At 60.1% G+C, this 21,349-nt stretch carries 14 protein-coding genes; 5 read left to right on the top strand and 9 right to left on the bottom strand.

Annotation, left to right across the window (positions count from 1 at the left end; all coding sequences use genetic code 11):
- The first annotated feature begins 128 nt into the window (after window positions 1–128).
- On the top strand, window positions 129–3,695 hold the full coding sequence (mfd, locus tag ACOBR2_RS03315; RefSeq protein ID WP_420238648.1) for a transcription-repair coupling factor: 3,567 nt from the start codon (window positions 129–131) through the stop codon (window positions 3,693–3,695).
- 224 nt (window positions 3,696–3,919) lie between these two features.
- Here the strand turns inward: mfd and ACOBR2_RS03310 are convergent, their stop codons facing one another.
- A complete protein-coding gene (locus ACOBR2_RS03310; protein WP_420238647.1) occupies window positions 3,920–4,885 on the bottom strand; it encodes a small ribosomal subunit Rsm22 family protein in 966 nt (321 codons plus the stop codon).
- Between the two features lie 126 nt (window positions 4,886–5,011).
- Here ACOBR2_RS03310 and ACOBR2_RS03305 point away from each other — a divergent pair, with 126 nt between their 5' ends.
- Window positions 5,012–6,760 carry a DUF885 domain-containing protein gene (locus tag ACOBR2_RS03305; protein WP_420238646.1) on the top strand — a complete coding sequence of 583 codons (1,749 nt, stop codon included), beginning with the start codon at window positions 5,012–5,014 and terminating at the stop codon, window positions 6,758–6,760.
- A 350-nt stretch (window positions 6,761–7,110) separates the two neighbouring features.
- Here the strand turns inward: ACOBR2_RS03305 and gyrA are convergent, their stop codons facing one another.
- From gyrA to ACOBR2_RS03285, 4 genes are all read right to left on the bottom strand, one after another.
- Window positions 7,111–9,948: a DNA gyrase subunit A gene (gene gyrA / locus ACOBR2_RS03300; RefSeq protein WP_420238645.1), complete on the bottom strand. Its 2,838-nt coding sequence runs from the start codon at window positions 9,946–9,948 to the stop codon at window positions 7,111–7,113.
- A 180-nt stretch (window positions 9,949–10,128) separates the two neighbouring features.
- Entirely contained in the window at window positions 10,129–10,515 is a 387-nt protein-coding gene (locus ACOBR2_RS03295; RefSeq protein WP_420238644.1) for a helix-turn-helix domain-containing protein, read from the bottom strand.
- Window positions 10,516–10,518: 3 nt separating this feature from the next.
- A complete protein-coding gene (locus ACOBR2_RS03290) occupies window positions 10,519–10,893 on the bottom strand; it encodes a type II toxin-antitoxin system RelE/ParE family toxin (RefSeq protein ID WP_420238643.1) in 375 nt (124 codons plus the stop codon).
- 197 nt (window positions 10,894–11,090) lie between these two features.
- Entirely contained in the window at window positions 11,091–12,302 is a 1,212-nt protein-coding gene (locus tag ACOBR2_RS03285; protein WP_420238642.1) for a hypothetical protein, read from the bottom strand.
- Window positions 12,303–12,551: 249 nt separating this feature from the next.
- Between ACOBR2_RS03285 and ACOBR2_RS03280 the strand changes: the two genes are divergently transcribed.
- A complete protein-coding gene (locus ACOBR2_RS03280; RefSeq protein ID WP_420238641.1) occupies window positions 12,552–13,652 on the top strand; it encodes a metal-dependent hydrolase in 1,101 nt (366 codons plus the stop codon).
- Between the two features lie 176 nt (window positions 13,653–13,828).
- Window positions 13,829–14,383, top strand: a complete 555-nt coding sequence (locus ACOBR2_RS03275; RefSeq protein WP_420238640.1) for a DUF6580 family putative transport protein — start codon at window positions 13,829–13,831, stop codon at window positions 14,381–14,383.
- Between the two features lie 73 nt (window positions 14,384–14,456).
- Here ACOBR2_RS03275 and ACOBR2_RS03270 read toward each other — a convergent pair whose 3' ends face one another.
- The 3 genes from ACOBR2_RS03270 to ACOBR2_RS03260 all read right to left on the bottom strand — a co-directional run bounded on the left by ACOBR2_RS03270 (window position 14,457) and on the right by ACOBR2_RS03260 (window position 17,786).
- Window positions 14,457–15,014 (bottom strand): thioredoxin family protein, encoded by a 558-nt coding sequence (locus tag ACOBR2_RS03270; RefSeq protein WP_420238639.1) that lies wholly within the window; start codon window positions 15,012–15,014, stop codon window positions 14,457–14,459.
- Window positions 15,015–15,140: 126 nt separating this feature from the next.
- On the bottom strand, window positions 15,141–16,169 hold the full coding sequence (ruvB, locus tag ACOBR2_RS03265; protein WP_420239965.1) for a Holliday junction branch migration DNA helicase RuvB: 1,029 nt from the start codon (window positions 16,167–16,169) through the stop codon (window positions 15,141–15,143).
- 90 nt (window positions 16,170–16,259) lie between these two features.
- Window positions 16,260–17,786, bottom strand: coding sequence for a family 43 glycosylhydrolase (locus tag ACOBR2_RS03260; RefSeq protein ID WP_420238638.1), 1,527 nt, complete (start codon window positions 17,784–17,786; stop codon window positions 16,260–16,262).
- Window positions 17,787–18,290: 504 nt separating this feature from the next.
- Between ACOBR2_RS03260 and ligA the strand changes: the two genes are divergently transcribed.
- Complete coding sequence (gene ligA / locus ACOBR2_RS03255) at window positions 18,291–20,372, top strand: NAD-dependent DNA ligase LigA (protein ID WP_420238637.1); 2,082 nt, start codon at window positions 18,291–18,293, stop codon at window positions 20,370–20,372.
- Between the two features lie 392 nt (window positions 20,373–20,764).
- On the opposite strand, the gene ACOBR2_RS03250 is transcribed toward ligA, so the two are convergent.
- The gene (locus ACOBR2_RS03250) at window positions 20,765–21,250 is read right to left on the bottom strand and encodes a hypothetical protein (RefSeq protein WP_420238636.1); all 486 of its coding nucleotides are present in this window, start codon (window positions 21,248–21,250) and stop codon (window positions 20,765–20,767) included.
- Window positions 21,251–21,349 lie beyond the last annotated feature (99 nt).

The raw sequence follows: 21,349 nt of genomic DNA, 5'->3' as shown, positions 1-21,349 counted from the left end.
CGATTCGCATTCGCGCAGGGGTTTATCGTTTCCGGGACTTTTTGACTGGCGACGAATGGAACTCCTTTCAACGCAAGGCGCTTTGAAACTGGCCCTCCCCTTGCGCCACGCTGCTACACTGAAAATCGATGATTCTCCCCTTCGTCCGCGAGATATTTGCGGAACTGGAGCAAGCTCCCGCATTTGAGCGCGTGCGCAGGCATTTGAGCCTGGCCACGGGGCGTCGTCGTGTCTCCGGACTGACCCAGACCGCCCGTGCCCTCTATATTCCGCTGATCGTCCGCGCCGCCCGCCATCCGGTCATCGTGATCACCGCCGACAACAAGGCAGCTGAGGCCATGGAGACGATGGTGCGCTCTGGCTGTGAGCTGACCGGAGCCATCGACCCCGCGCGCGTGGTGCGCCTACCGGCCCACGACGTGCTGCCGTTTGAGAATCTATCGCCCCACCCCGACGTGCAGGAACAGCGCGCCACTGCGCTCTGGAAGCTGGCCACCGGTGCTGTCGATCTGCTGATTGCGCCCGTTGAAGCAGCAGCTCTGCGCCTTTTTTCCCGTGACTTTTACTCGGGCCTGGCAGTTACGCTGCACCGTGGCGAAGAGGTGGACGCAGAGACGCTCACCGCCCATCTGGCCAGCATTGGCTACACCCGCATGGATATTGTCGAAATGCCCGGGCAGTTTACCCGCCGTGGCGGCATTCTGGACGTTTATTCGCCGGAAGCCGACCGCCCGGTGCGCATTGAGTTCTTTGGCGACGAGATCGAGACCCTGCGCAAATTCGATCCCGAGACCCAGCGTTCGCTGGCTCCGCTCGATGAAGCGCTGCTGATGCCGCTTACCGAAACGCCCGTGAGCGAACCACTGCTAGCCGCCATCAATGCCCGGCTCAGCAAGGAACGCGTCATGGTGAACGGCGACGATGAAGGCGACACGGCGCAGTCGCTGGCGCTGGCGCTGGAGGCCGAAGCCGCCGGTGGCATGAGCGTCTTTCCTGGTTGGGAGTTCTTTGCCCCCGTCGCCGGCGCCGAAACCAACCTGTTCAAGCTTGCCCCCCGCACCCTTCTGCTGGTGGACGAACCGGCCATGGTGCGCAACCAGATCGAACGCTGGTGGAACAAGGTTGAGCAACGCCATGATCGCTCAGGCATTGACACGCTGGTGACGCCTGAGCACCTCTACCTTCGCCCCGAGATTCTGCTGGGGCTGCTGGGTACGCATCCCGGCCTCGACCTCGATCAGTTGGGCGCTGTGGACGTGCTGGAAGACGACACAACGCTCGGCGAGATCGAGCTGGCCACACGGCCCACGCTGCGCTTTCACGGCTCACTTGGCGCGCTCACCGAACAGCTGAAAAACCTGATGACTGCCGGTTCGCGCATCGTGCTGGCCGCGCCCAATCAGGGCGACGTGGAGCGCCTGGCAACGGCTCTGCGCGACTATCAGATTCCCTATCGCCTGGGCAGCCGCAATCCGCGTCCCGGCGAAACCATTACGGACGAAGCCGGCACCAGCATCGTCGATCCGAGTGTGCCCACCATCGTGCGCACGCAACTGGCCGCAGGGGCAAGTTTTGCCGATGCGAATCTGGTGCTCTTCGGCGCCAATGACCTTTCCGACGAGGCCGACATCCACGCCCGCCCTGCGCCCAAGCGCAGCAAGACCGCGGCCTTCGTCTCCGACTTCCGCGACCTTACAGTGGACGATTACGTCGTCCACGTCGAGCACGGCATTGCGCAATATCAGGGTCTGAAAGAGATCGAGCAGGATGGACTCTCGGTTGAATTCATGATCCTTGAATTTGCCGATCAGGCCCGGCTCTATGTGCCGCTCACCCGGCTTGATCTGATCCAGAAATATCGCTCGACCGACGCCGGCCCCGCGCCACAACTGAACAAACTCGGCTCCCAACAGTGGTCTAAGACAAAATCCCGTGTGCGCAAGGCCATGCAGGATATGGCCGGCGAATTGATCAAACTCTACGCCGAACGCAGCGCCGCGCAGGGTACGGCCTTCGGCAAGGACAACGAGTTCCAGCGCGCCTTTGAAGACTCCTTCGACTACAACGAAACCGACGATCAGCTCTCCGCCATTCGCGCCATCAAGTACGACATGGAGCAGCCCCGTCCAATGGACCGCCTGCTCTGCGGCGACGTGGGCTACGGCAAAACCGAAGTGGCCATGCGTGCCGCATTCAAGGCCGTGCAGGATGGCAAGCAGGTTGCCGTGCTTACGCCTACCACCGTGCTCAGCTTTCAGCACTACGAGACCTTCAAGAAACGCTTCGGCCAGTTCCCCGTGCACGTTGAGATGCTCTCGCGTTTTCGCACGGCCAAGGAGCAGAAAGAGATTGTCGAGCGCGTTGAGCAGGGCAAAATCGACATTCTCATCGGCACGCATCGCCTGCTCTCCAAAGATATTCACTTCCAGGATCTGGGCCTGCTGGTCATCGACGAGGAGCAGCGCTTTGGCGTGCGCCACAAGGAGCGGCTGAAGCAACTGCGCAAGCAGGTGGACGTGCTGGCGATGAGCGCCACGCCGATTCCGCGCACCCTGCATATGTCGCTGGTGGGCCTGCGCGACATGAGCGTGATCGAAACGCCGCCCAAGGACCGCATGGCGATTCAGACCGTGGTGGCCAAGTACGACGAAAAGATCATCCGCTCGGCCATTGAAGTTGAACTGGAGCGCGGTGGCCAGATTTATTTCGTGCACAATCGCGTGGAGTCCATCTATGAACTGGCCGCGCGCATTCAGGAGTTGGTGCCTGCGGCACGCGTGATTGTTGCCCATGGCCAGATGGGCGAAGCCGAGCTGGAGCGCGTGATTCTGGCCTTCATGCACCATGAGTACGATGTGTTGGTAGCCACTTCGATCATCGAAAACGGTATCGACATTCCGCTGGCCAACACCATCGTGATCAACCGCGCGGATCGTCACGGCCTGAGTGAACTGTATCAGTTGCGTGGCCGTGTGGGCCGCTCCAGTCGCCGCGCCTACGCCTATCTGCTTATTCCGCCGGACAAGGAACTGACCGAGATTGCACGCCGCCGTCTGGCCGCACTCAAGGAGTTCAGCGACCTGGGCGCGGGCTTCAAGATTGCCGCGCTTGACCTGGAACTGCGCGGCGCAGGCAACATGCTGGGCGGCGAACAGAGCGGCCACATTGAGGCCATCGGCTTTGAGCTTTACACTTCGATGCTGGAAGAGGCCGTGAAAAACTTCAAGGGCGAATCGACCGAAGAGCACATCACCACACAGCTCAATCTGGGCATTGCCCTACGCATTGACGAACGCTATGTGCCGGAAGAAAACCAGCGTCTGCGCCTGTACAAAAAGATCGCAGGATCCGACAGCGAAGCGGCCATCAACGAAGTACGCGCCGAGCTGGAAGACCGCTACGGAGCGCTGCCCGACGCGACTGTCTATCTGCTGGAGGCCGCGCATCTGCGCCTGAAGAGCGAGCGCATCGGCATTGCCCAGATCGACCGTCGCCGCCAGGAGTTACAGATTCGCTTCATGGAAAACGCCAAGGTGGATCCGCAGCATCTGATGCGCATGGTGGCCCGTAACAGCAAGCGGGGCGCGCAGTTCACGCCGCAGGGCATTCTCAAGTTCCCGCTCACGGCCACCCGGCCCGACGAGTCGATACTGGAGATACACGACCTGCTCGATCAACTTACGCCGCAGGGGTAGAAAAGTAGCTGTCAGCTCTCAGCTCATTTTGCAGACCAAAGCTGCATCGACTTTTATGCGACGCTGTACAAAAACAGCGCCGTAGGCGCGACGCATCTTAGATGCCCCCCAAAAACACATAGAGTCCCGGGACGGCGCAAACCAGCCTGCATTTTCTGCTGTGCAACGCGAAGTAATTAGCCCCACCGCAGGTGGCCGCTGGGATGGCGCAAAAGCAGCTGTTTTTACACCTCTACCGCATCGCCCCAGGTGTAATGCCGCGCCTCTTTGTAGGCTTCCTTCTTAGCACGCGGAATGGCCAACTGCTCCACCACGCTGGGCGCACACACCTGCAGCAGCACCTCGCCCTTGTTTATGCGCGGCGTAGATAGAATGCGGCGCTTGGTGCTGGCTGCAGGTTCTTCCCGCACGGCCACCAGATAGCACAGCTTTTCATCTTCGTAATTCACGCTGGCCGACTTCACCAGTTGATGATCGCGGCTGCGGCTGAGCCTCTGGCTGAAGTGGCACCAGCGGTCCTCGTTACGCAGGGGGCAGGCCAGACTCTGCGTACAGGGCGCAACCACATGCGCTCCAGCCTGGATCAGCCAGTCGCGGTAGAGCATGATTCGCCGGAATCCATCGGGAGTTCCCGGCTCCGCAAGCACCAGCATCTGCTGCGCCAGCGGCCATAGTTTTTCCAGCACGCCGCTGAGTGCGGGCGCGGCAATCTCGGTCAGCGCATAACTGCCCACCACTACATCGGCTGCGGCAGCTTTCTCCAGCGCACCGGGAATCATGCCCTGCGCATGTTCCACACGCAAACTGCCGCTGGCCTTGGCGATTCTGCGGCTCAGGTCAAGCAGCGCTGTGTTCTGATCAAGCAGCGTCACCTGCTCAAGCGTTGGCCACACTTCAGCAGCGGCCCAACTGGCCGTGCCCGGCCCCGCACCTACATCGAGCAAAGAGGCTGGCCGCAGATCGGCGCAGCGCTGTGCGGCCTCTCCGAGCGCGTAACGCACCGCCGCATAGGTTGCAGGCATACGCACCAGCGCATAGGCCAGCGCATCGAGCGCGGTGCGAATCACGGCGCTTCCGCCCTGAGCGCGATAGGAAGCGGAAAGGCTCTCGGCGCGCACCGCCAGTTCCTTGCGCGAAACCCCTTGCAGGCTTTCCTCCATCGCCTCGCGAATCCACGGCGGCATATTCATGACTTACTCCTCGTTTTCCTTTACCTATTTCTGTACCTAAAAGATTGTGCCACAGCCCTGCTGCAAATGCGCTCCTTATGGTTGTCTGCCTACGATCCGTCCTACAATGATTGCTACGAGGAACCCATGAAGAAACTCACTGCCACCCTCGCCCTGGGAGCATGTATGACCACCTTGGCCGCCCACGCCGAAACCGACTGGAAGCAGAACTTTCAGAAACTTTCTGACGATTACTTCGATCAGGTTTATTTTCCCTACTCGCCTACTGGCGGCACGCTGGCCGGCTATCACCAGTACGATACACAGCTGGAAAAGATGGACCGCGCCACGCTGGACGCCGAGATTGCCACGCTGCATTCGTACGAGAAGAAAGTCGAGGCCATTCCCGCGGCTTCGCTCGATCAGACCACACGCGGCGACCGCGCACTGGTGCTCGGCAACATTCGTTCCGAGCTTTTGACGCTGGAAGTGATTCGCCCCTGGGAAAAGAACGCCGACAATTATTCTTCGCTCTGCGCCAATGCGGCCTTCACGCTGATGGAACGCAAATTCGCCTCGCCCGATGAGCGGCTGCGCTCGCTGGTTGCCCGCGAAAAACAGATGCCGGCGCTCTTTGTAGCCGCCCGCCAGAACCTGAAAAATCCGCCGCGCATCTTTACCGAAATTGCCATTGAACAGCTGCCCGACATCGTCAGCTTCTTTGAGCACGATGTGCCGCTGGCCTTTACGGAAGCTCAGGACCCGGCACTGAAGGCAGAGTTCAAAACTTCCAATCAGGCTGTTATCGACGCGCTGAAGAGCTATCAGACATGGCTCAAGAACGACTTGCTGACACGCTCGAATGGTGACTTCCGCATCGGAGCCGATGCGTTTTCGAAGAAGCTCGCTTATGACGAGATGGTTGACCTGCCACTCGATAAATTGCTTGAAATTGGTTGGGCCAACCTGCGCGAAAACCAGCAGCACTTCAACAGAATCGCCGCTGAAATCGAGCCCGGCAAGGATCCTCGCGCCGTGGTGGAAGAACTGGGCGCGATCCATCCCGCACCCGACCAATTGCTGGCCACCTTCCGCTCCACCTTTGATTCTCTGATCGGCTTCATTCACTCGCACCACATCGTCACCATCCCCAGCAACGTGCGACCCACGCTTGAAGAAACGCCGCCCTTCATGCGCGCCACCACCACGGCCAGTATGGACACTCCCGGTCCCTTTGAGACCAAGGCCACCGAAGCCTACTTCAACGTGACGCTGCCCGATCCGTCGATGACGCCAGCGGAGGTGGAAGGCTACATGCACGGCTTCAACGTGGGTACCATCATCTCCACCGCCGTGCACGAGACCTTCCCCGGCCACTACATTCAGTTCCTGTGGGTGCCGCAGGCTCCCAGCCGCGTACGCAAGCTGCTGGGCTGCAACACCAACGCCGAAGGCTGGGCCCACTACACCGAGCAGATGATGCTGGACGCGGGCTACGGACAGCCGGGCCTGGGTGCCAAGGATGAGCGCGAAGCCAAGCTGATCCGCCTCGGCCAGTTGCAGGATGCGCTGCTGCGCAATGCACGCTTCATCGTGGGCATTGAGATGCACACCGGCAAGATGAGCTTCGAACAGGCACAAGAGTTCTTCCAGAAGGAAGGCTACCAGTCGAAGGAATCGGCCGTAGTAGAAACCAAGCGCGGCGCAGGCGATCCGACTTACCTCTACTACACGCTGGGCAAGCTGGAAATCCTGAAGCTGCGTGCCGACATGGAAAAGAAGCAGGGCAAGGACTTCAACCTGCAGCAGTTCCATGACGACTTCCTGCGTCAGGGCTTCCCGCCAATCAAGATCGTGCGTGAAGCAATGCTCGGCGACAATTCACCCACGCTGTAAGTATTTTTCAGAGAAGACAGAGCGGGGGCTTTCCCGCAGGGACTAAGCAGGCTGCGAAAAAACTCATAGCGGAGGGAGGCGGGGGTTTTAACCCCCGCAATAATCCCGACTCATACGTGAGGGCTTCAGCCCTGGGGACAAATCAGCTTAACTTTGCATGGATTTGGCCCTTTTCCATCGTCTGTTTTGCTACAAGCATTTTGTCTGAAGAGGAAATACCCGTGCCTGAAGGCACGCTCTTTGGCCTGCGTCCTTCGGGGGCATGAATGCCCCCGCTCCCTCCTGACGCACACAAAAAACCGCCGGGGCTGGAAGATCCAGTCCCGGCGGTTTTTTGTGCTTTGCTCCAACTACATCGGTAGTGTCGGCTCGCTGTCGTTTTCCTTCTCGACCTCATCGGGCGGGATGATGACTGCAGCGGCTACCTTGTCGGCTTCTTCCAGGCTGAGCAGGCGCACGCCCTGTGTGGCGCGGCCAGCGGCCCGAATCTGCTTGGTGTCGATGCGGATGATTTTGCCAAACTGGCTGATAGCCATCATCTCGCTCGACTCGTTCACCAGCAGGATCGACGAGGTTTTGCCAACCTTTGGCGTAGCCTTCAGGTTGATGACGCCCTGCGCGCCACGCGAGGTCAGACGATACTCGTCCACGTCGGTGCGTTTGCCAAAGCCGTTTTCGGTGATGGTCAGGATCAGTTGCTGGGTTACGCCCAGCTTCTCATCCAGTTGCTTGATGGCCTTTTCAGCCTGATCAAGAGCCTTTTCAGCAGCGGCCACAACTTCGGCCCCCACCAGCTTGTCGCGATTGTCTTGACGAGCCTTGGCCAGCGCTTCTTCAGCCTGCGTGTGAACCTCGCGGGCTGCCACCAGCTTGTCGGTCATGTCCTTGGCCGCAGCGCATTCATCACGCTCGGTTTCGCGCAAGGCATCGGAGTTGGTGATGGCCGCACCAATCAGGTAATCGTTCTTCTTGAGCGAAATACCACGATTGCCGCCAGCATTGCGTCCCATGGGACGAAGGCCCGCGCCGGAGCGCTCCGGATCGTACACTTCGTCGAAGCGGATGGCCATACCTTCACGCGTCGCCAGGAAGATGGTCTGCTTGCCGTTGGTGATGCCGGCATAGACCAGCTCATCGTCCTTGTCGATGGCGATGGCGATAATACCGCGGGCCATCACATTCGAGAAGTCCTTGAGCGGCGTCTTCTTGACCGTGCCATGCTGGGTAGCGAAGAAGATGAACTTGCCCTCTTCTTCCAGATCGCGCACCGGAAGAATGGTGCGGACGTTCTCGCCCGGCTGCAGATTGAGCAGGCTCTGCATGCTCTTGCCCTTGCCGGCTGCGCCCACGTCAGGAATCTCGTAGACCTTCAGCCAGTAGACGCGACCCGTGTTGGTAAAGCAGAGCAGGTAAGCGTGGGTGGAATCCACAATGAGCTGAGCCACGAAGTCTTCTTCGCGGGTCTTCATGCCCATGCGGCCCTGGCCGCCACGGTGCTGCTGGCGATAGACGCTGATGGGCGTGCGCTTCAGGTAGCCCTGATGGCTAACCGTCACCGCAACCTGCTCGTCGGCAATCAGATCTTCCAACTGCAGTTCGGCAGATTCGTCCACGATATGGGTACGGCGCTCGTCACCGTAGCGGTCGCGCACATCTTCAAGTTCCTTGACGATGACGGCGCGCAGCTTGGCGTCCGAGGCCAGAATCTCTTCGTACTCGGCGATCTTGCGGCGAATCTCTTCCAACTCTTTCAGAATCTCGTCGACCGAAAGCTGGGTCAGACGATAGAGCTGCAATTCAAGAATCGCATCCACCTGACGCAGCGTCAGACCGCTCTCTTCGTGCGGCAACCGCTGGCGGTCAAGGTTGATAACAATTTCTTTGCCCTTGCCCCATGTGTACAAATTCTCGCGGGCCTGAGCGCGCGAACCCGATCCACGAATGATCTTGATGACCATGTCGAGGTTGTCGAGCGCGATCTGGTAGCCCTCAAGGATGTGCTCACGTTCGCGGGCCTTGCGCAGCAGGTAGACCGTGCGGCGCTGCACCACGTCAATGCGGTGATCGATGAAGCAGCGGATGGCCTGATCCAGACCGAGTTCTCGCGGCTGGCCGTTGACCACGGCCAGGAAGATCATCGAGAAGCTCTCCTGCATCTGGGTGTTCTTGTAGAGCTGATTCAGGACGATCTCAGGCTGCGAACCGCGCTTGAGTTCGATGACGATGCGCATGCCGTCGCGATCGCTCTCGTCGCGCACGTCGCTGATCTCATCGATGATTTTTTCGTTGGCCAGCTCGGCAATGCGCTCGATCAGCCGCGACTTGTTCACCTGATAGGGAATCTCGGTGACAATGATCGCCTGCTTTTCCTTGGTGACATTTTCCGTGGCCACCTTGGCACGCATCATGAAGCGGCCGCGGCCGGTCTTGTAGGCCTGAGCGATGCCGCCCTTGCCATAAACAAATCCACCGGTCGGGAAGTCGGGCCCCTGTACGTACTTGAGCACGATGCTCAGAGCCGCCATCCGGTCATTGTCAGCCGCAGGCGTGTTGATCAGCTCAATAGTCGCGTTCACTACCTCGGTGAGGTTGTGGGGCGGAATGTTAGTGGCCATACCGACGGCAATGCCGCTCGAACCATTCACGATCAGGTTCGGAATGCGGCTGGGCAGCACGGCAGGCTCCAGGGTCGATTCATCGTAGTTGGGGACCATGTCCACGGTCTCCATGTCGATGTCGGCCATCAGCTCACCGGCAAGGCGCTCCAGGCGGCACTCGGTATAACGCATGGCAGCCGGCGGATCGCCGTCCACCGAGCCGAAGTTACCCTGGCCGTCGACCAGCGGGTAACGCAGGCTGAAGGGCTGCGCCATGCGCACCATCGTGTCATAGATGGCTGAATCGCCGTGGGGGTGATACACACCCATGGCCTGGCCCACCACCTTGGCGCACTTGGTGTACTTTTTGTTGTGCTCCAGCCCCATCTCGCTCATGGCGTAGAGCACGCGACGATGTACTGGCTTCAGGCCGTCACGCACATCGGGCAGGGCACGACCGATGATGACCGACATCGAGTAGTCGAGATAGGAACGGCGCATCTCCTCTTCGATGTTGATCGGAATGAGGTTAGTGCCGCCCGGCGTATTACCGCCGTCAAGAGGAAGCTGTGGAGTCTTGTCGTCTGCCATGGTTTTTTTCTAAAGCCGGACGGAGTGCGGCGAACGATACCGGATGAGCGGGGCCGGGTCCGCGAGCTTTCCTCTTATTTTACAGGTCGGGGCGGGGTTTCCACAAGGCAAAAGCAAACGAATAAGTCATTATTTTGCTTCAGGTTAAGTTGCTTGCCCGGCGTCTGCAAAGCGGTATTTTTAAACGGCTTGGCGAACAGGCGATTTCCGCTTGGCCTGCTTCCGGGCCTTGCCATCGTCCCCAGCTTTCGATTCCGCCTGCCCAAGGCCTGCCAGAAGCACCGGAGGATGATCGGGAAACTCAACAATCAATGAGAGTTTGCCGCCCACCGCCTCCACGTAGTTGCGCAGAGTGGAAAGATACAGGTCCGCCCGCTTTTCGATGCGCGAGACGCTGTCCTGGCCAATGTTGAGCTTTTTGGAAAGCCGCGCCTGGGTAAGCTTGCGCAGACGGCGCATCTCTCGCAGATTGGTCTCCTCGGCAATCAGTGCGGCAGCCCGCTGCTCCACCCAGCTACGAGTCTCCTGCGATTCTCCCGCCAATAAAACTTCATACGGAACTGCCATAACCTACTCCTCTGCAAGCGATAGCAAGTGCTGCCGGAAACGTTCCTCGGCAATTCCAATCAGATTCCGATAAAACCTGCTTTGCGTAACGCCAGCCTTGTCTCCGCCCACCAGCAGAATGGCCTGCCGCTTCACATCAAAAGCAAAGGCAACGCGCCATTCTCCATTGCGTGTGCTAAAGCGAAGTTCTTTCATGTTGGCGTACTTTGAGCCCTTCAAGGTATCCACATGAGGCCGGTTCAAACTGGGTCCAAAGTGCTCCAACAGCTTGATCAACGCATAAATCTGCCTGCGTACGTCGAGGGGAAATGCCGAAAATTCCACCACAAATTCATCCTGCAGCAGAACCTGCCACGAACGTTCTGGCAAAGCCTTCATGGAAGATCTCCCCATGGAGCAGGAAAGGCCCGTTCACGCTGACCAATCCCAAGGTCTGCCTCAATCGCAGCGAACTGGCTCTCCCGCAAAAGTTCGGGGCTTTCCAGTAAAGAATGGCTCAGATTACATATGGAGTCAAGAACATATTTTACGTGACCTCCGGGCGGCTTTCCCTGCAGCAAGATCGGAGATTCTTCCTACACCAGCCCAACCACACTCAACAGGCCAAAGAGCACCTGCAGGGCCACTACCGCGGCTCCGGCGGCGATGGCCAGGCGCGGACGGTGACTTTCGTAAGCGTCGGCAAAAACGCCCGCCACAAAGGTGAGCACGAAAGGGACGGCCCAGAGGCACGGAAGAGCTCCGGAGTTGCTCCCCTGCAAAATCACGCAGACCAAAGCGCTGAGCAACGGAACCGTATTGCCAAAAAAGCGGGAGCGCCGGGTGAAGGCATACAGCACAAACGCGGCGGCCAGGGCCAGAACTAGGCCACTCTCGGCAAAAGAGAGGAAAAGAGCTCGGGCAGGCGCCAGCGAGAAGCCGCTCGGCCACGCATCGGGGCTGAAGGCGTAACGGAAGGCGTCCCACGAAAAGCCGTAGAGGGCAAACAGAGCTACGAGTGCGCCCAGAGCGGGCAGCAGAACCACCGGAACGATCATCCCGCGACGGCCCTCGCCCACCCAAAGCATGAAGCCCAGGCCCAGCACTGCCACCAGCGCCAGCGCGAAGAGGTGCGCTCCGGCCGCCACGGCAAAGATAGCCGTCAGCAGCACGATGCGCGGCCGCCATTTGCGACGCGGCCCCTGCATGGCGTGGGCCACACCGATGCAGGTGTAAAGACCACCATAAATGCCCAGCAACGCCAGCACTCCTGCGTCCGGCGTAACGCAGGCCCGCACCATGGCCGGACAAAAGCAGAAGAGTCCCAGCGCCGTATAGCCGCCCAGATTGCCGAAAAGCCGACGCGTAACCCACCACAGGCAACCGCCCAGCATGCAACCCACACCCAGGAACGGCAGCCGCAACAGCCAGGGAATCAACGGCAACTGATGGCGCAACTCCCAACTGGAGAGCGGCGCGTCGGCAGTCTGCACTACACGATTTTCCGGCGCGCGGAAGTAGTCAAACCCGCGCTCAATCAGCAGATTCAACGTGAGCGGCAGCCCCGCCATCCGGTCGGCCAGAATGCCCTCGCCCGGATTGCCGCAACTGGTGTAGTAACCCGCCAGCGCCGAGGGCTGCTCCCAGGTTTCGCGGCCACAGCGGGCCTGGCGATAATCGCTTTCGCTCAGCGGCTCGTGGGCGATCAGCCACATGCCTTGTGCCAGAAAACAGGCCAGCAACACGGCGGCAATGCGCTGCGGCAGATTGAAACGAAAGCGACGAAGAACTCCAAACTGATGGGCCATGATAAGGGAAGCTTGTCCTGCCCAGTGTAAACCGAGCGGTCCAACGTTGAGGGCTTTGTAACAGGAGCTGACTTTAATCGGGCCATCAATGCAGCCAAAGTAGCGAGGCTTCAGCCCCTGAAAATCCTTCCCCTCTTCGCATAGATTCAGCTCTTTTCTGCAACCTGCAAAGCCGTGGTCTTTCAAGAGCTTCCGTATTTTGCGGTGCTATTGCCCGGGAAAGATGCTCTAGGATGGAGGTCAGCCGCTATGGAGCCGATCACACACTTTCTTACCGGAGCCTGCCTGGGACGAGCCGGGCTGAATCGCAAGACCGCCTACGCCACGCTGGTGGCTGCCATGGCGGCCGAGGCGGCCGACATTGACGAGCTCTGGTCGCTGGCCGGTCCGGTGGAGGGCCTCAAACACCATCGCGGCATCACGCACACCTTGCTGGCCGCGCCGCTGCTGGCGGCCGCCGTGGTGGGCTGCGTCTGGCTCTACGAGCGATGGCGAACGCATCGTGCCCCTGCTCCCGACCAAAAAGTTAAAGTCCTCCCGGCGCCGGTGCGGTGGGGATGGTTGTATGCGACGGCTCTGCTGGCCACGCTCAGCCACCTGCTGCTGGACTGGACGAACAACTACGGTGTGCGGCCATTTTTCCCTTTCAATCCGCGCTGGTATGCGGGCAGCTTCATGTACATTGTTGAACCGCTGCTGTGGCTACTGCTGGGCGCGGCTTTTGTGCTGCCGTGGCTGCTGGGGCTGGTGGATGGAGAGATTGGAGCCCGCCGCAAACCCTTGCGCGGGCAGGGATGGGCGATTTTTGCGTTGGCCGGAATGGGGTCGCTGTGGGGACTGCGCTGGACCGAGGCTAACCAGGCCCGCGCACTGGTAGAACACCAGCAACTGGGAGCGGAACCGGCCCTGCGGGTGGCCGTTGAGCCCTACCCGGTGAATCCCTTCCGCTGGCACGTCCTTGAGGAAACCCACAGTGCGTGGCAGACGGCGGAGGTGGATACGCTGCGCAATCAGGTGGAAAGCGATCCGCGGGCCGACCGGATTCCCAAGCCGGAGTGGACCGATGCGATCCGCACCGCCGAGCAGACGCCCCTCGGGCAGGCTTACATGGACTGGGGCCGCTGGGCCGTGGTGCGTGATCTGGGCCCCCAACCGCTGGAAGGACTGGAGACTCCGCAGCTTATGCCCGGCCGTCGCTGGACGACGGTGGAGTTCACCGATCTGCGCTTCGGCTATTCGTATCTGGGCCGGGGCGGGCCGGTAGAGCAGGCGCCGCTGACGGGTTGGGTGATGGTGGTGGATGGCCACGAAGAGGCCGGTCAGGCGCTTGGCCACAGGGTGCAGAGATAAGCTTGAAGCAATCCAGAGCGCGAAGAATGCGAGCGGAGATTTTCCCGCTATCAAAGATTTTTTCGTATCTTCAAAAAAGAAGAATTTGACCACTGGGCCATGGAACCCCAGAATAGAAGCTAGTTCTATGGGATGGCTGGCCGAATCAGTCCGCAATTCCCTGAATCGAGGTCCTGATGATCGCCTATCTGCTCGTGCTTGCTGCTCTTTTGAGCCGCCTGCTGCCGCTGGCCGGGGGCACCTTCCACGTCGGCTGGATGAACTTTACCGCCGTGGGCGGTGTGCTGCTCTACTTTGGCGCACGGCGCTCGGTGCGTGAGATGCTGGCTCCGCTGGTGTTGCTGATGGCGCTCGATTACTACCTGACCACCAGCGTCTACCACTTCAGCTTTTTCTGGCAAAGCTATATTCCCACCTGGATCTGGTACGCGGCAGCCATGCTGCTGGGCCGCATTCTGCTCAAGACTCACCTCAGCACGCTGCGCGTGGCAGTGGGCGCTCTGCTGGGCCCCACGTCCTTCTTTCTGGTTTCGAACTTTGCCGTATGGGCGGAAGGCGGCATGTACCCCAAAACCGGCGGCGGGCTGATTGCCTGCTACGTGGCCGGTCTGCCGTTCTACCGCAATGACCTGCTCTCCACCGGGCTGGTTTGCGCTCTGCTCTTTGGCCTGCCGGTGCTGGTGCGCCGCCTGAGTCCGCAGCATCCCAGTGCGACGGCCCCGGCCAAGTAATCTGCATTGAACGCAATAAAAAGGGGAGGGCTTTGGCCCTCCCCTTTTTATTGCCTACAGTTAAATCGCCCGCCTACGGCTTCCAGCGGATCTCACAGCCAATGCCAGCCCGCTGGTCGTCAGGGACCTTGTGCCCGCCAATGGTCAGATCGATGGAAAAGCGAACGTCTTCGCCGCTGACGGGAATGCCGTTGCCGGGGCGGCTGGAATCCCATTCGCCGCGATAAACCAGCTTGAATTCCTTATTGAAGATAAAAACGTCGGGCGTACACGTTGCATGAAAGGCCTTGGCAACCTCTTGCGTATCGTCCAAAAGATAGGGAAAGTTGAAGTTGTTGGCCTGAGCCTGTTCCATCATGCCAACGGAATTGTCGGCCGGGTAGGAAACAACATCATTGGAATTGATGGCCACAATGCCCAGCGGCTTGGCCGCGTACATGCGGCAAAGTTCCCCCAGATTCAGCTCCATGTGCTTGACGTAGGGGCAATGGGGACAAAGAAAGACCACCAGAATGGCTTTTTTACCTAGAAAATCGTCGCGGCAAACGGTTTTTCCGGTCAGAACATCGGTGAGGGAAAAATCTGGTGCGATGGTTCCCAACTCGAGCATGGTGGATTCGGTCAGAGCCATTCTTCCTGTCTCCTTACGCAGATCCCCGGAACGAGAGAAGACTCGCTCTGAGCCCATGGGGAAAGGGCTCATCCCTGTATATCGTCTGCTCGGGCAGGTGGCGTGAGGGCTCAGGCGCTGTGCAAATTAAAATAGTCCGCCCTGAAGCCCCGGCATGGGATAACCAAAGTGCTCGTAAGCCAGCCGCGTGGCCACTCGACCGCGAGGCGTGCGGTCCAGAAAGCCGATCTGGATGAGAAACGGCTCATAAACCTCTTCGAGCGCATCTTCTTCCTCGGCCAGCGTGGCAGCCAGCGTACTCAGACCCACGGGTCCGCCATCGTACTTCTCGATGATGGTGCGCATCAACTTACGATCCACCTCGTCAAAGCCGTGCGCGTCCACTTCCAGCATGGTCAGGGCGGCGTTGGCCGTAGGGCGGTCGATCACGCCCGTGCCGCGCACCTGAGCGTAGTCACGCACGCGGCGCAGCAGGCGGTTGGCAATGCGCGGTGTGCCACGGGAACGCAGGGCGATTTCGCTGGCGCCGTCCGCATCAATGGGTACGCCCAGCACCTCGGCCGAGCGCTCCACAATCACCCGCAAGTCCTCATCGGTGTAGAACTCCAGCCGCAGCAGAATGCCGAAGCGCGCCCGCAAAGGCGAACTGAGCAGACCGGGTCGGGTGGTGGCTCCGATGAAAGTAAAGGGCTTGATCTCCATCACATGGGTGCGGGCCGCCGGGCCCTGGCCAATGATGATGTCCAGTTGGTAGTCCTCAAGCGCCGTGTAGAGCTTTTCTTCCAGCACCGGCTGCATGCGGTGAATTTCATCCAGAAAAAGCACCTGGCGGTCATGCAGGTTGGTCAGGATGGCCGTCAGGTCACCCTGGATTTGCATTGCCGGACCCGAGGTCTGCTGGAAGGCAACGCCAAGCTCGTTGGCGATGATGGTGGCCAGCGTCGTCTTGCCCAGTCCTGGAGGTCCGAAGAGCAGCACATGGTCCAGCGCTTCGCCGCGCGATTTGGCGGCTTCGAGGGCGATGGCCAACTGCTCCTTAGCCTTGGCCTGACCGATGAACTCACCCAACCAGCGTGGGCGCAGCTTCAGTTCGTAGTTCTGCTCCTCATCGGCACAACTGGAGCTGACGAGCCTTTCCGGCGAATTGTCTTTAATGGCCACTGAGGAGAAGTGTAGCGGCTCGGGGTGGAACGGGCAAAGCGGCTGACTGTGCAAAGCCCTCTACCCGCCATGATTTCCATTGATTTACGCCGGCACTTCGACCTTTGGCCAGTAACGGAAGTTGCGATAAATGGCTTGGCCCTGGCCGCTGGCGTAAAGCGCCGGACGTACATCGAGGAATCCGCCCAGCACGTTATGCTGCATGCCGCTGATCTCCACCGAAGTTTCCGTGCGCCGCCACTCCTCGCCCGGGAAGCGGTAGTAAAAATCCACCTCTTCGCGGTCGTTCACAATGCGCAGCGTGACCCGGGCAACCTTTTCCCGTACCTTGCTTTTGAAGGAATACACCGGCGAAATGATTGCCAACCCCTCGCTGTTGATCTGGAAGCCGGTCAGGTGCTCGGCGTTGTAGTAGAGCAGCAAACCCGCCTCGCAGCCGGGTCCCACCTCCACATCGACCTCGACCGTGTAGCTGTGGCCGCCCACCACCGTGGTCAGCGGCGAGGATTCTCCGATGCTCTTGCCCTTGGCCTTCAGTTCCAGCGCGCCCTTGCCGGTGGTAAAGCGCTGGCGGTCAAACTCATGCCAGAAGCTCCACTGCAAGCCCAGTTCCGGCGTGGTAAAGCTGTCGGAAGGGTCATCAAAGGGCTGCTGGGTTGCGCCAGCCACGGGCAGCGGCAGCGCATCTTCGGCCTTTACGCCGGGGGGCACACGGAACCAGCCATCCGGGGTCCACTCGATGGGCAGCAGCAACGCCTGCCTGCCGAGCGAGCGGTAACCATTTTCATATGCGTGCACCGTCATGAACCAGCGGCCATCAGGGGTATCAACGAGCCGCCCATGGCCAACGCTGAGCCAGCGGTCGTCACGGGAGCCGGTGTGGGCAATCGGATTGTAGGGCGAGTACTCCCACGGGCCGTCGGCGTGACGGCTGCGGGCGGAAACCGCCATATGGCTAGTAGCCGGACCGGCCGTTCCACCCTCGGCCACATTCAGATAAAACCAGCCATTGTGTTCGAGCACCTTGGGGCCTTCCAGGCAGGTGCACTCCATGCGGATGTTGGCAGGCACCGGCCACGCATCAAAGACTTTGCGCGGCTTGACCTTGACGCTCAGACCGTCGGCGTTCAGTTCCGCCATCTGGCCACCGGCAAGGTAGAGAAAACGCCGACCGTTCTCGGCGATGTGAGCCGGATCGATGCCGCCAATGCCCAGACTGACCGGCTCGCTCCACGGACCTTCGGGGCGATCAGCATGCACCACGTTGATGACGTAATTGGCCGGGAAATAGATGTAGAAGCGTCCCTTGTGCTCGCACAGATACGGAGCCCAGACGATGCCGTAGTAGCCATGCAACGCGGCAGCCACCGGCTTCCAGTTGATGAGGTCGCGCGAGTGCCAGATAAGCAGGCCGGGCGCGTAGTCAAAGCTGGAATGGGTAAGGTAAAAATCATTGCCCACGCGGATGGGACTCAGATCAGGATGATTGCCGCCCAGAATCGGGTTGCGAAAGGTTGCGGCATCGGTTGCGGCAAACAGACTCTTGGGACGGCAGGCAAGGCCCAGGGCAGAAGCAGAACTCAAGGCAACAAAATCGCGGCGGCTGATCATGATCCCGCATTATAGAGAGCCGACGACCGAATGGTAAATTGATTTATTAAAACAATCCTTCCCTTGTTGTCCTCCGCCTGCCGTAAATTCTGTTGCTGCCGCCTTGTGCCAAAGCAATCCTTGAAGAAGCTGCAGAAAATCTTGTTGCAAGGGGAGGGAGCGGGGCATTCATGCCCCGGAAGAGGTCGGCCGAAGAACGTGCCTTCAGGCACGGGTATTTCCCTGATACACAAAATACCCGCAACAAAACAGGCAATGGAATGGGCAAAGCTCATGCAAAGATGAGCTGAATTGTCCCCCGAGGCTGAAGCCCGCACTCCCGTACCTGGACATTTGCGAGGGTTAAAACCCTCGCCTCCCTCCAGAATGAGTTTTCCCGAAGTTATTCAGCCGAACCAAGGGCCACCAACTCTGCACGGAAAAACTGAGAGCTGAGAGCCGACAGCCGCTCCCCGCCCCGATCTGCACAGGCGCGCGCATCCGCCGGGAACCTATAATCCAGCCATGGGCCCGAGCCTTTTTGACACCCTGAACGAGCACCCCGACGAGCATGCCCGCGCACGCATGGAAGCACTGCGCGCCGAGCTGCGCCACCACGAACACCTGTACTACGTGCTGGATACACCGATGATCAGCGACGCCGAATATGACGCGCGGATGAACGAGCTGAAGCAGCTGGAGGCCGCGCATCCCGCGCTCATCACAGCCGACTCGCCTACCCAGCGCGTGGGCGGCAAGCCCGCCGACGGCTTCCAGAAGGTGGCGCACTCGCGCTCCATGCTCTCGCTCGACAACGCCTACTCGGCCGAGGACTTGGCTGCATGGGAAGCGCGCTGCCGCGAGTTGGCCGCCGGAGTCGAACTGGAATACGTGGCCGAACTCAAGCTGGACGGCCTGAGCGTGGCCCTACGCTACGAACCCAGCGCCAACGGCGGTGCGCGGCTGACCACAGGCTTGACTCGCGGCGACGGCCAGACCGGCGAAGACGTTACCTCGAACATCCGCACCATCCGCAGCGTTCCCCTCGGCATCTCTGCCGAAAAACTCAAGCTGGCTGGTCTTCCACAGAGCTTTGAAGTACGCGGTGAAGTGGTGATGCCGCAAGCTGCCTTTGAGCGGCTGAATGAGGAACGCGAACAGCTGGGGCTGGCAGCCGCTGTGAATCCGCGCAATGCCGCCGCCGGTACCCTGCGCACGCTGGAACCCTCTATTGTGGCCAACCGTCGCCTGGTCTTTTTTGCCTATTTTCTGCTGGCCAATGGCGAATACATGGCCTGGGGCCAACGCACCACGCTCGACGCGCTCTCCACGCTCGGCTTCCGCGTCAACGACCATCGCGAGCTGGTGCGCACGGTGGAAGAAATGACCGCATTCATCGACGCCGCTGAAGCAGGCCGCGAGTCGCTCGGCTACGAGATCGACGGCGTGGTGCTCAAGGTGGACAGCCACGCCGCCCAGCAGCGCATTGGTTCCACCGCCCGCGCCCCGCGTTGGGCCATCGCCTACAAATTCACCGCGCGGGCCGGAATCACCCAGGTGCAGGCAATTACCGTACAGGTGGGCCGCACCGGCAAGCTCACCCCAGTGGCCGAGTTGCAGCCAGTCTTTATTGGAGGCACCACCGTCAGCCGCGCGACCCTGCACAACGCCGATTTTGTTTCTGATCTGGGACTGAAGATCGGCGACTGGGTGAAGGTCGAGCGCGGTGGCGATGTGATTCCCAAGGTCGTGGAAGTCATCGACGACGCCGAGCACCCGCGCGGGAAGTCCCCCTTTATTTTCCCTGCGGACTGTCCGGAGTGCGAAAGCGAGGCCGTCCGCGCCGAGGGCGAGGTGGACTACCGCTGCGTGAACGCAGCCTGCCCGGCCAAGCAACGGGAATCACTGCTGCACTTTGTCTCTCGCAACGTGATGAACATCGACGGCATGGGCGAGGCCGTGGTGCAACAACTGCTCGACAAGCAACTGATCCACAGCTTCGTCGATCTGTACGCACTCACCTTTGAGCAGCTTGTGGCACTTGAACGCTTCGGCGAAAAATCCGCTCGTTCTCTGCTGGAAGAGATTGCCAAATCCAAACGCGCAGGCCTCGCCCGCGTGCTGATGGGTCTGGGCATCCGCTTTGTGGGTGAGCGCACCGCCGAGCTGCTGGCCGAGCACTTCGGCTCCATCGACGCCCTTGAAGCCGCCACGGCGGAAGAGCTGGTTGCGGTGGAGGAAGTGGGGCCACGCATTGCCGTGAGCATCGTCGAGTTCTTCCACCAGCCGGCGAATCTGGAACTGGTGCGCGGCCTCCAGCAGGCCGGGGTCGATATGACGGCGGAAAAGAAGGTACGCACGGCGCAGCTGGCCGGGCTGATCTTTGTGCTGACCGGAACCCTGCCCACTCTCAGCCGCGATGAAGCCAAACGCAGAATCGAGGACGCCGGTGGCAAAACAGCGGGTTCGGTAAGCAAAAAAACCAACTACGTAGTGGCTGGCGAAGAGGCCGGATCGAAGCTCGACAAGGCGCAGGCCCTCAACGTGCCGGTGATTGACGAAGCAGGCCTGCTGGCCTTGCTGGAGACTGTGCCGGAGCAGGCATAACCAAGCTGACTGCGGAAAAACTCACACCAGAGTGGATTGGTATTTGCGGAGGGAGCAGGGGCCTTAAGGCCCCTGAAGCAGGGATACCGCGAAGATCGCCTTTAGGCGCGGGCTTTTTCTTACTTTGGCTGCAAACTTCCGAAAGACTTCCGGGGCTGAACAGGCTGCGGAAAAACTCTCTTGGGGCTCGGTTTTGAAAGGGCACGGCTTCAGCCGTGCCAAATAAACGCAATAAAATCAACGGGGCTTTAGCCCCTGAGGGACGTTTCTCTCCTGCCCCCCGCAAGGATTCAACCGTTTTTCCGCAGCCTGTGAAGCCCCCGCTCATTTTGCCGTTTTTTGCAGGGGTTAAAACCCCTGCCTCCCTCCGCTCCGAGTTTTGCACAGCCCGTTTAGCGACTGGAACGCACCCGCGCAGCAGCACGCAATTCGCGTTCCCGTTCCCGTTCCCAGGCCTCGGCTCTCCAGTTTCGCGACTTGTGCCGCGGCATCTCGGATGGACTCTCCTCTTCCAGCTCCGCTACTGCTTCCACTTCCACCTTGGCCGGCATGCGCACCAGCGCGGAAGCCGCCCGCGCGGCAGGCTTGGAAGAGGGTAAAGCAGCCGCAGGAATCAGACGCGCCGAGGATTCATCTTCCTCAAAGCTGCTCGTCGTGGTCAAGCTTGCATCGCTGAAGCGGGCAACGCTCCGCCGCGGCTCGCTCAGCCGTTCGCGAATCAGATAAGAGTCAGAGATTTCGTGGCGCTCCGCTGTGCCATGAACCTCACCACGCACGTCAACATGCGTAGCGAGATGCGTATCGAGGCCAAAAGAGCCATCCGCCACATCCATGGCATCAATACCCTTGCTAGACTGACCGCCGATGGAACGCGCCATGTAGTCATCCACCAGCTTATGAAGACAGGTTTGCCCGCACAAATGTTTAGAGTTGGCCCGCAAACGGTTGCGAGAGTTCCATCCACTGATGCGCAGTTC

It is taken from the genome of Telmatobacter bradus (genome assembly GCF_048629425.1).
In the GTDB taxonomy this organism is placed as follows: Bacteria; Acidobacteriota; Terriglobia; order Terriglobales; family Acidobacteriaceae; genus Telmatobacter; species Telmatobacter bradus.
The sequence above is the reverse complement of the archived record's forward strand: the minus strand, read 5'-3'. Positions and strand labels throughout refer to the sequence as shown.

Excerpts from the sequence above, each read along its gene's own strand:
- mfd (WP_420238648.1), top strand. The coding sequence starts at position 129 with ATGATTCTCCCCTTCGTCCGCGAGATATTTGCGGAACTGGAGCAAGCT.
- ACOBR2_RS03310 (WP_420238647.1), bottom strand. The coding sequence starts at position 4,885 with ATGAATATGCCGCCGTGGATTCGCGAGGCGATGGAGGAAAGCCTGCAA.
- ACOBR2_RS03305 (WP_420238646.1), top strand. The coding sequence starts at position 5,012 with ATGAAGAAACTCACTGCCACCCTCGCCCTGGGAGCATGTATGACCACC.
- gyrA (WP_420238645.1), bottom strand. The coding sequence starts at position 9,948 with ATGGCAGACGACAAGACTCCACAGCTTCCTCTTGACGGCGGTAATACG.
- ACOBR2_RS03295 (WP_420238644.1), bottom strand. The coding sequence starts at position 10,515 with ATGGCAGTTCCGTATGAAGTTTTATTGGCGGGAGAATCGCAGGAGACT.
- ACOBR2_RS03290 (WP_420238643.1), bottom strand. The coding sequence starts at position 10,893 with ATGAAGGCTTTGCCAGAACGTTCGTGGCAGGTTCTGCTGCAGGATGAA.
- ACOBR2_RS03285 (WP_420238642.1), bottom strand. The coding sequence starts at position 12,302 with ATGGCCCATCAGTTTGGAGTTCTTCGTCGCTTTCGTTTCAATCTGCCG.
- ACOBR2_RS03280 (WP_420238641.1), top strand. The coding sequence starts at position 12,552 with ATGGAGCCGATCACACACTTTCTTACCGGAGCCTGCCTGGGACGAGCC.
- ACOBR2_RS03275 (WP_420238640.1), top strand. The coding sequence starts at position 13,829 with ATGATCGCCTATCTGCTCGTGCTTGCTGCTCTTTTGAGCCGCCTGCTG.
- ACOBR2_RS03270 (WP_420238639.1), bottom strand. The coding sequence starts at position 15,014 with ATGGCTCTGACCGAATCCACCATGCTCGAGTTGGGAACCATCGCACCA.
- ACOBR2_RS03260 (WP_420238638.1), bottom strand. The coding sequence starts at position 17,786 with ATGATCAGCCGCCGCGATTTTGTTGCCTTGAGTTCTGCTTCTGCCCTG.
- ligA (WP_420238637.1), top strand. The coding sequence starts at position 18,291 with ATGGGCCCGAGCCTTTTTGACACCCTGAACGAGCACCCCGACGAGCAT.
- ACOBR2_RS03250 (WP_420238636.1), bottom strand. The coding sequence starts at position 21,250 with ATGGCGCGTTCCATCGGCGGTCAGTCTAGCAAGGGTATTGATGCCATG.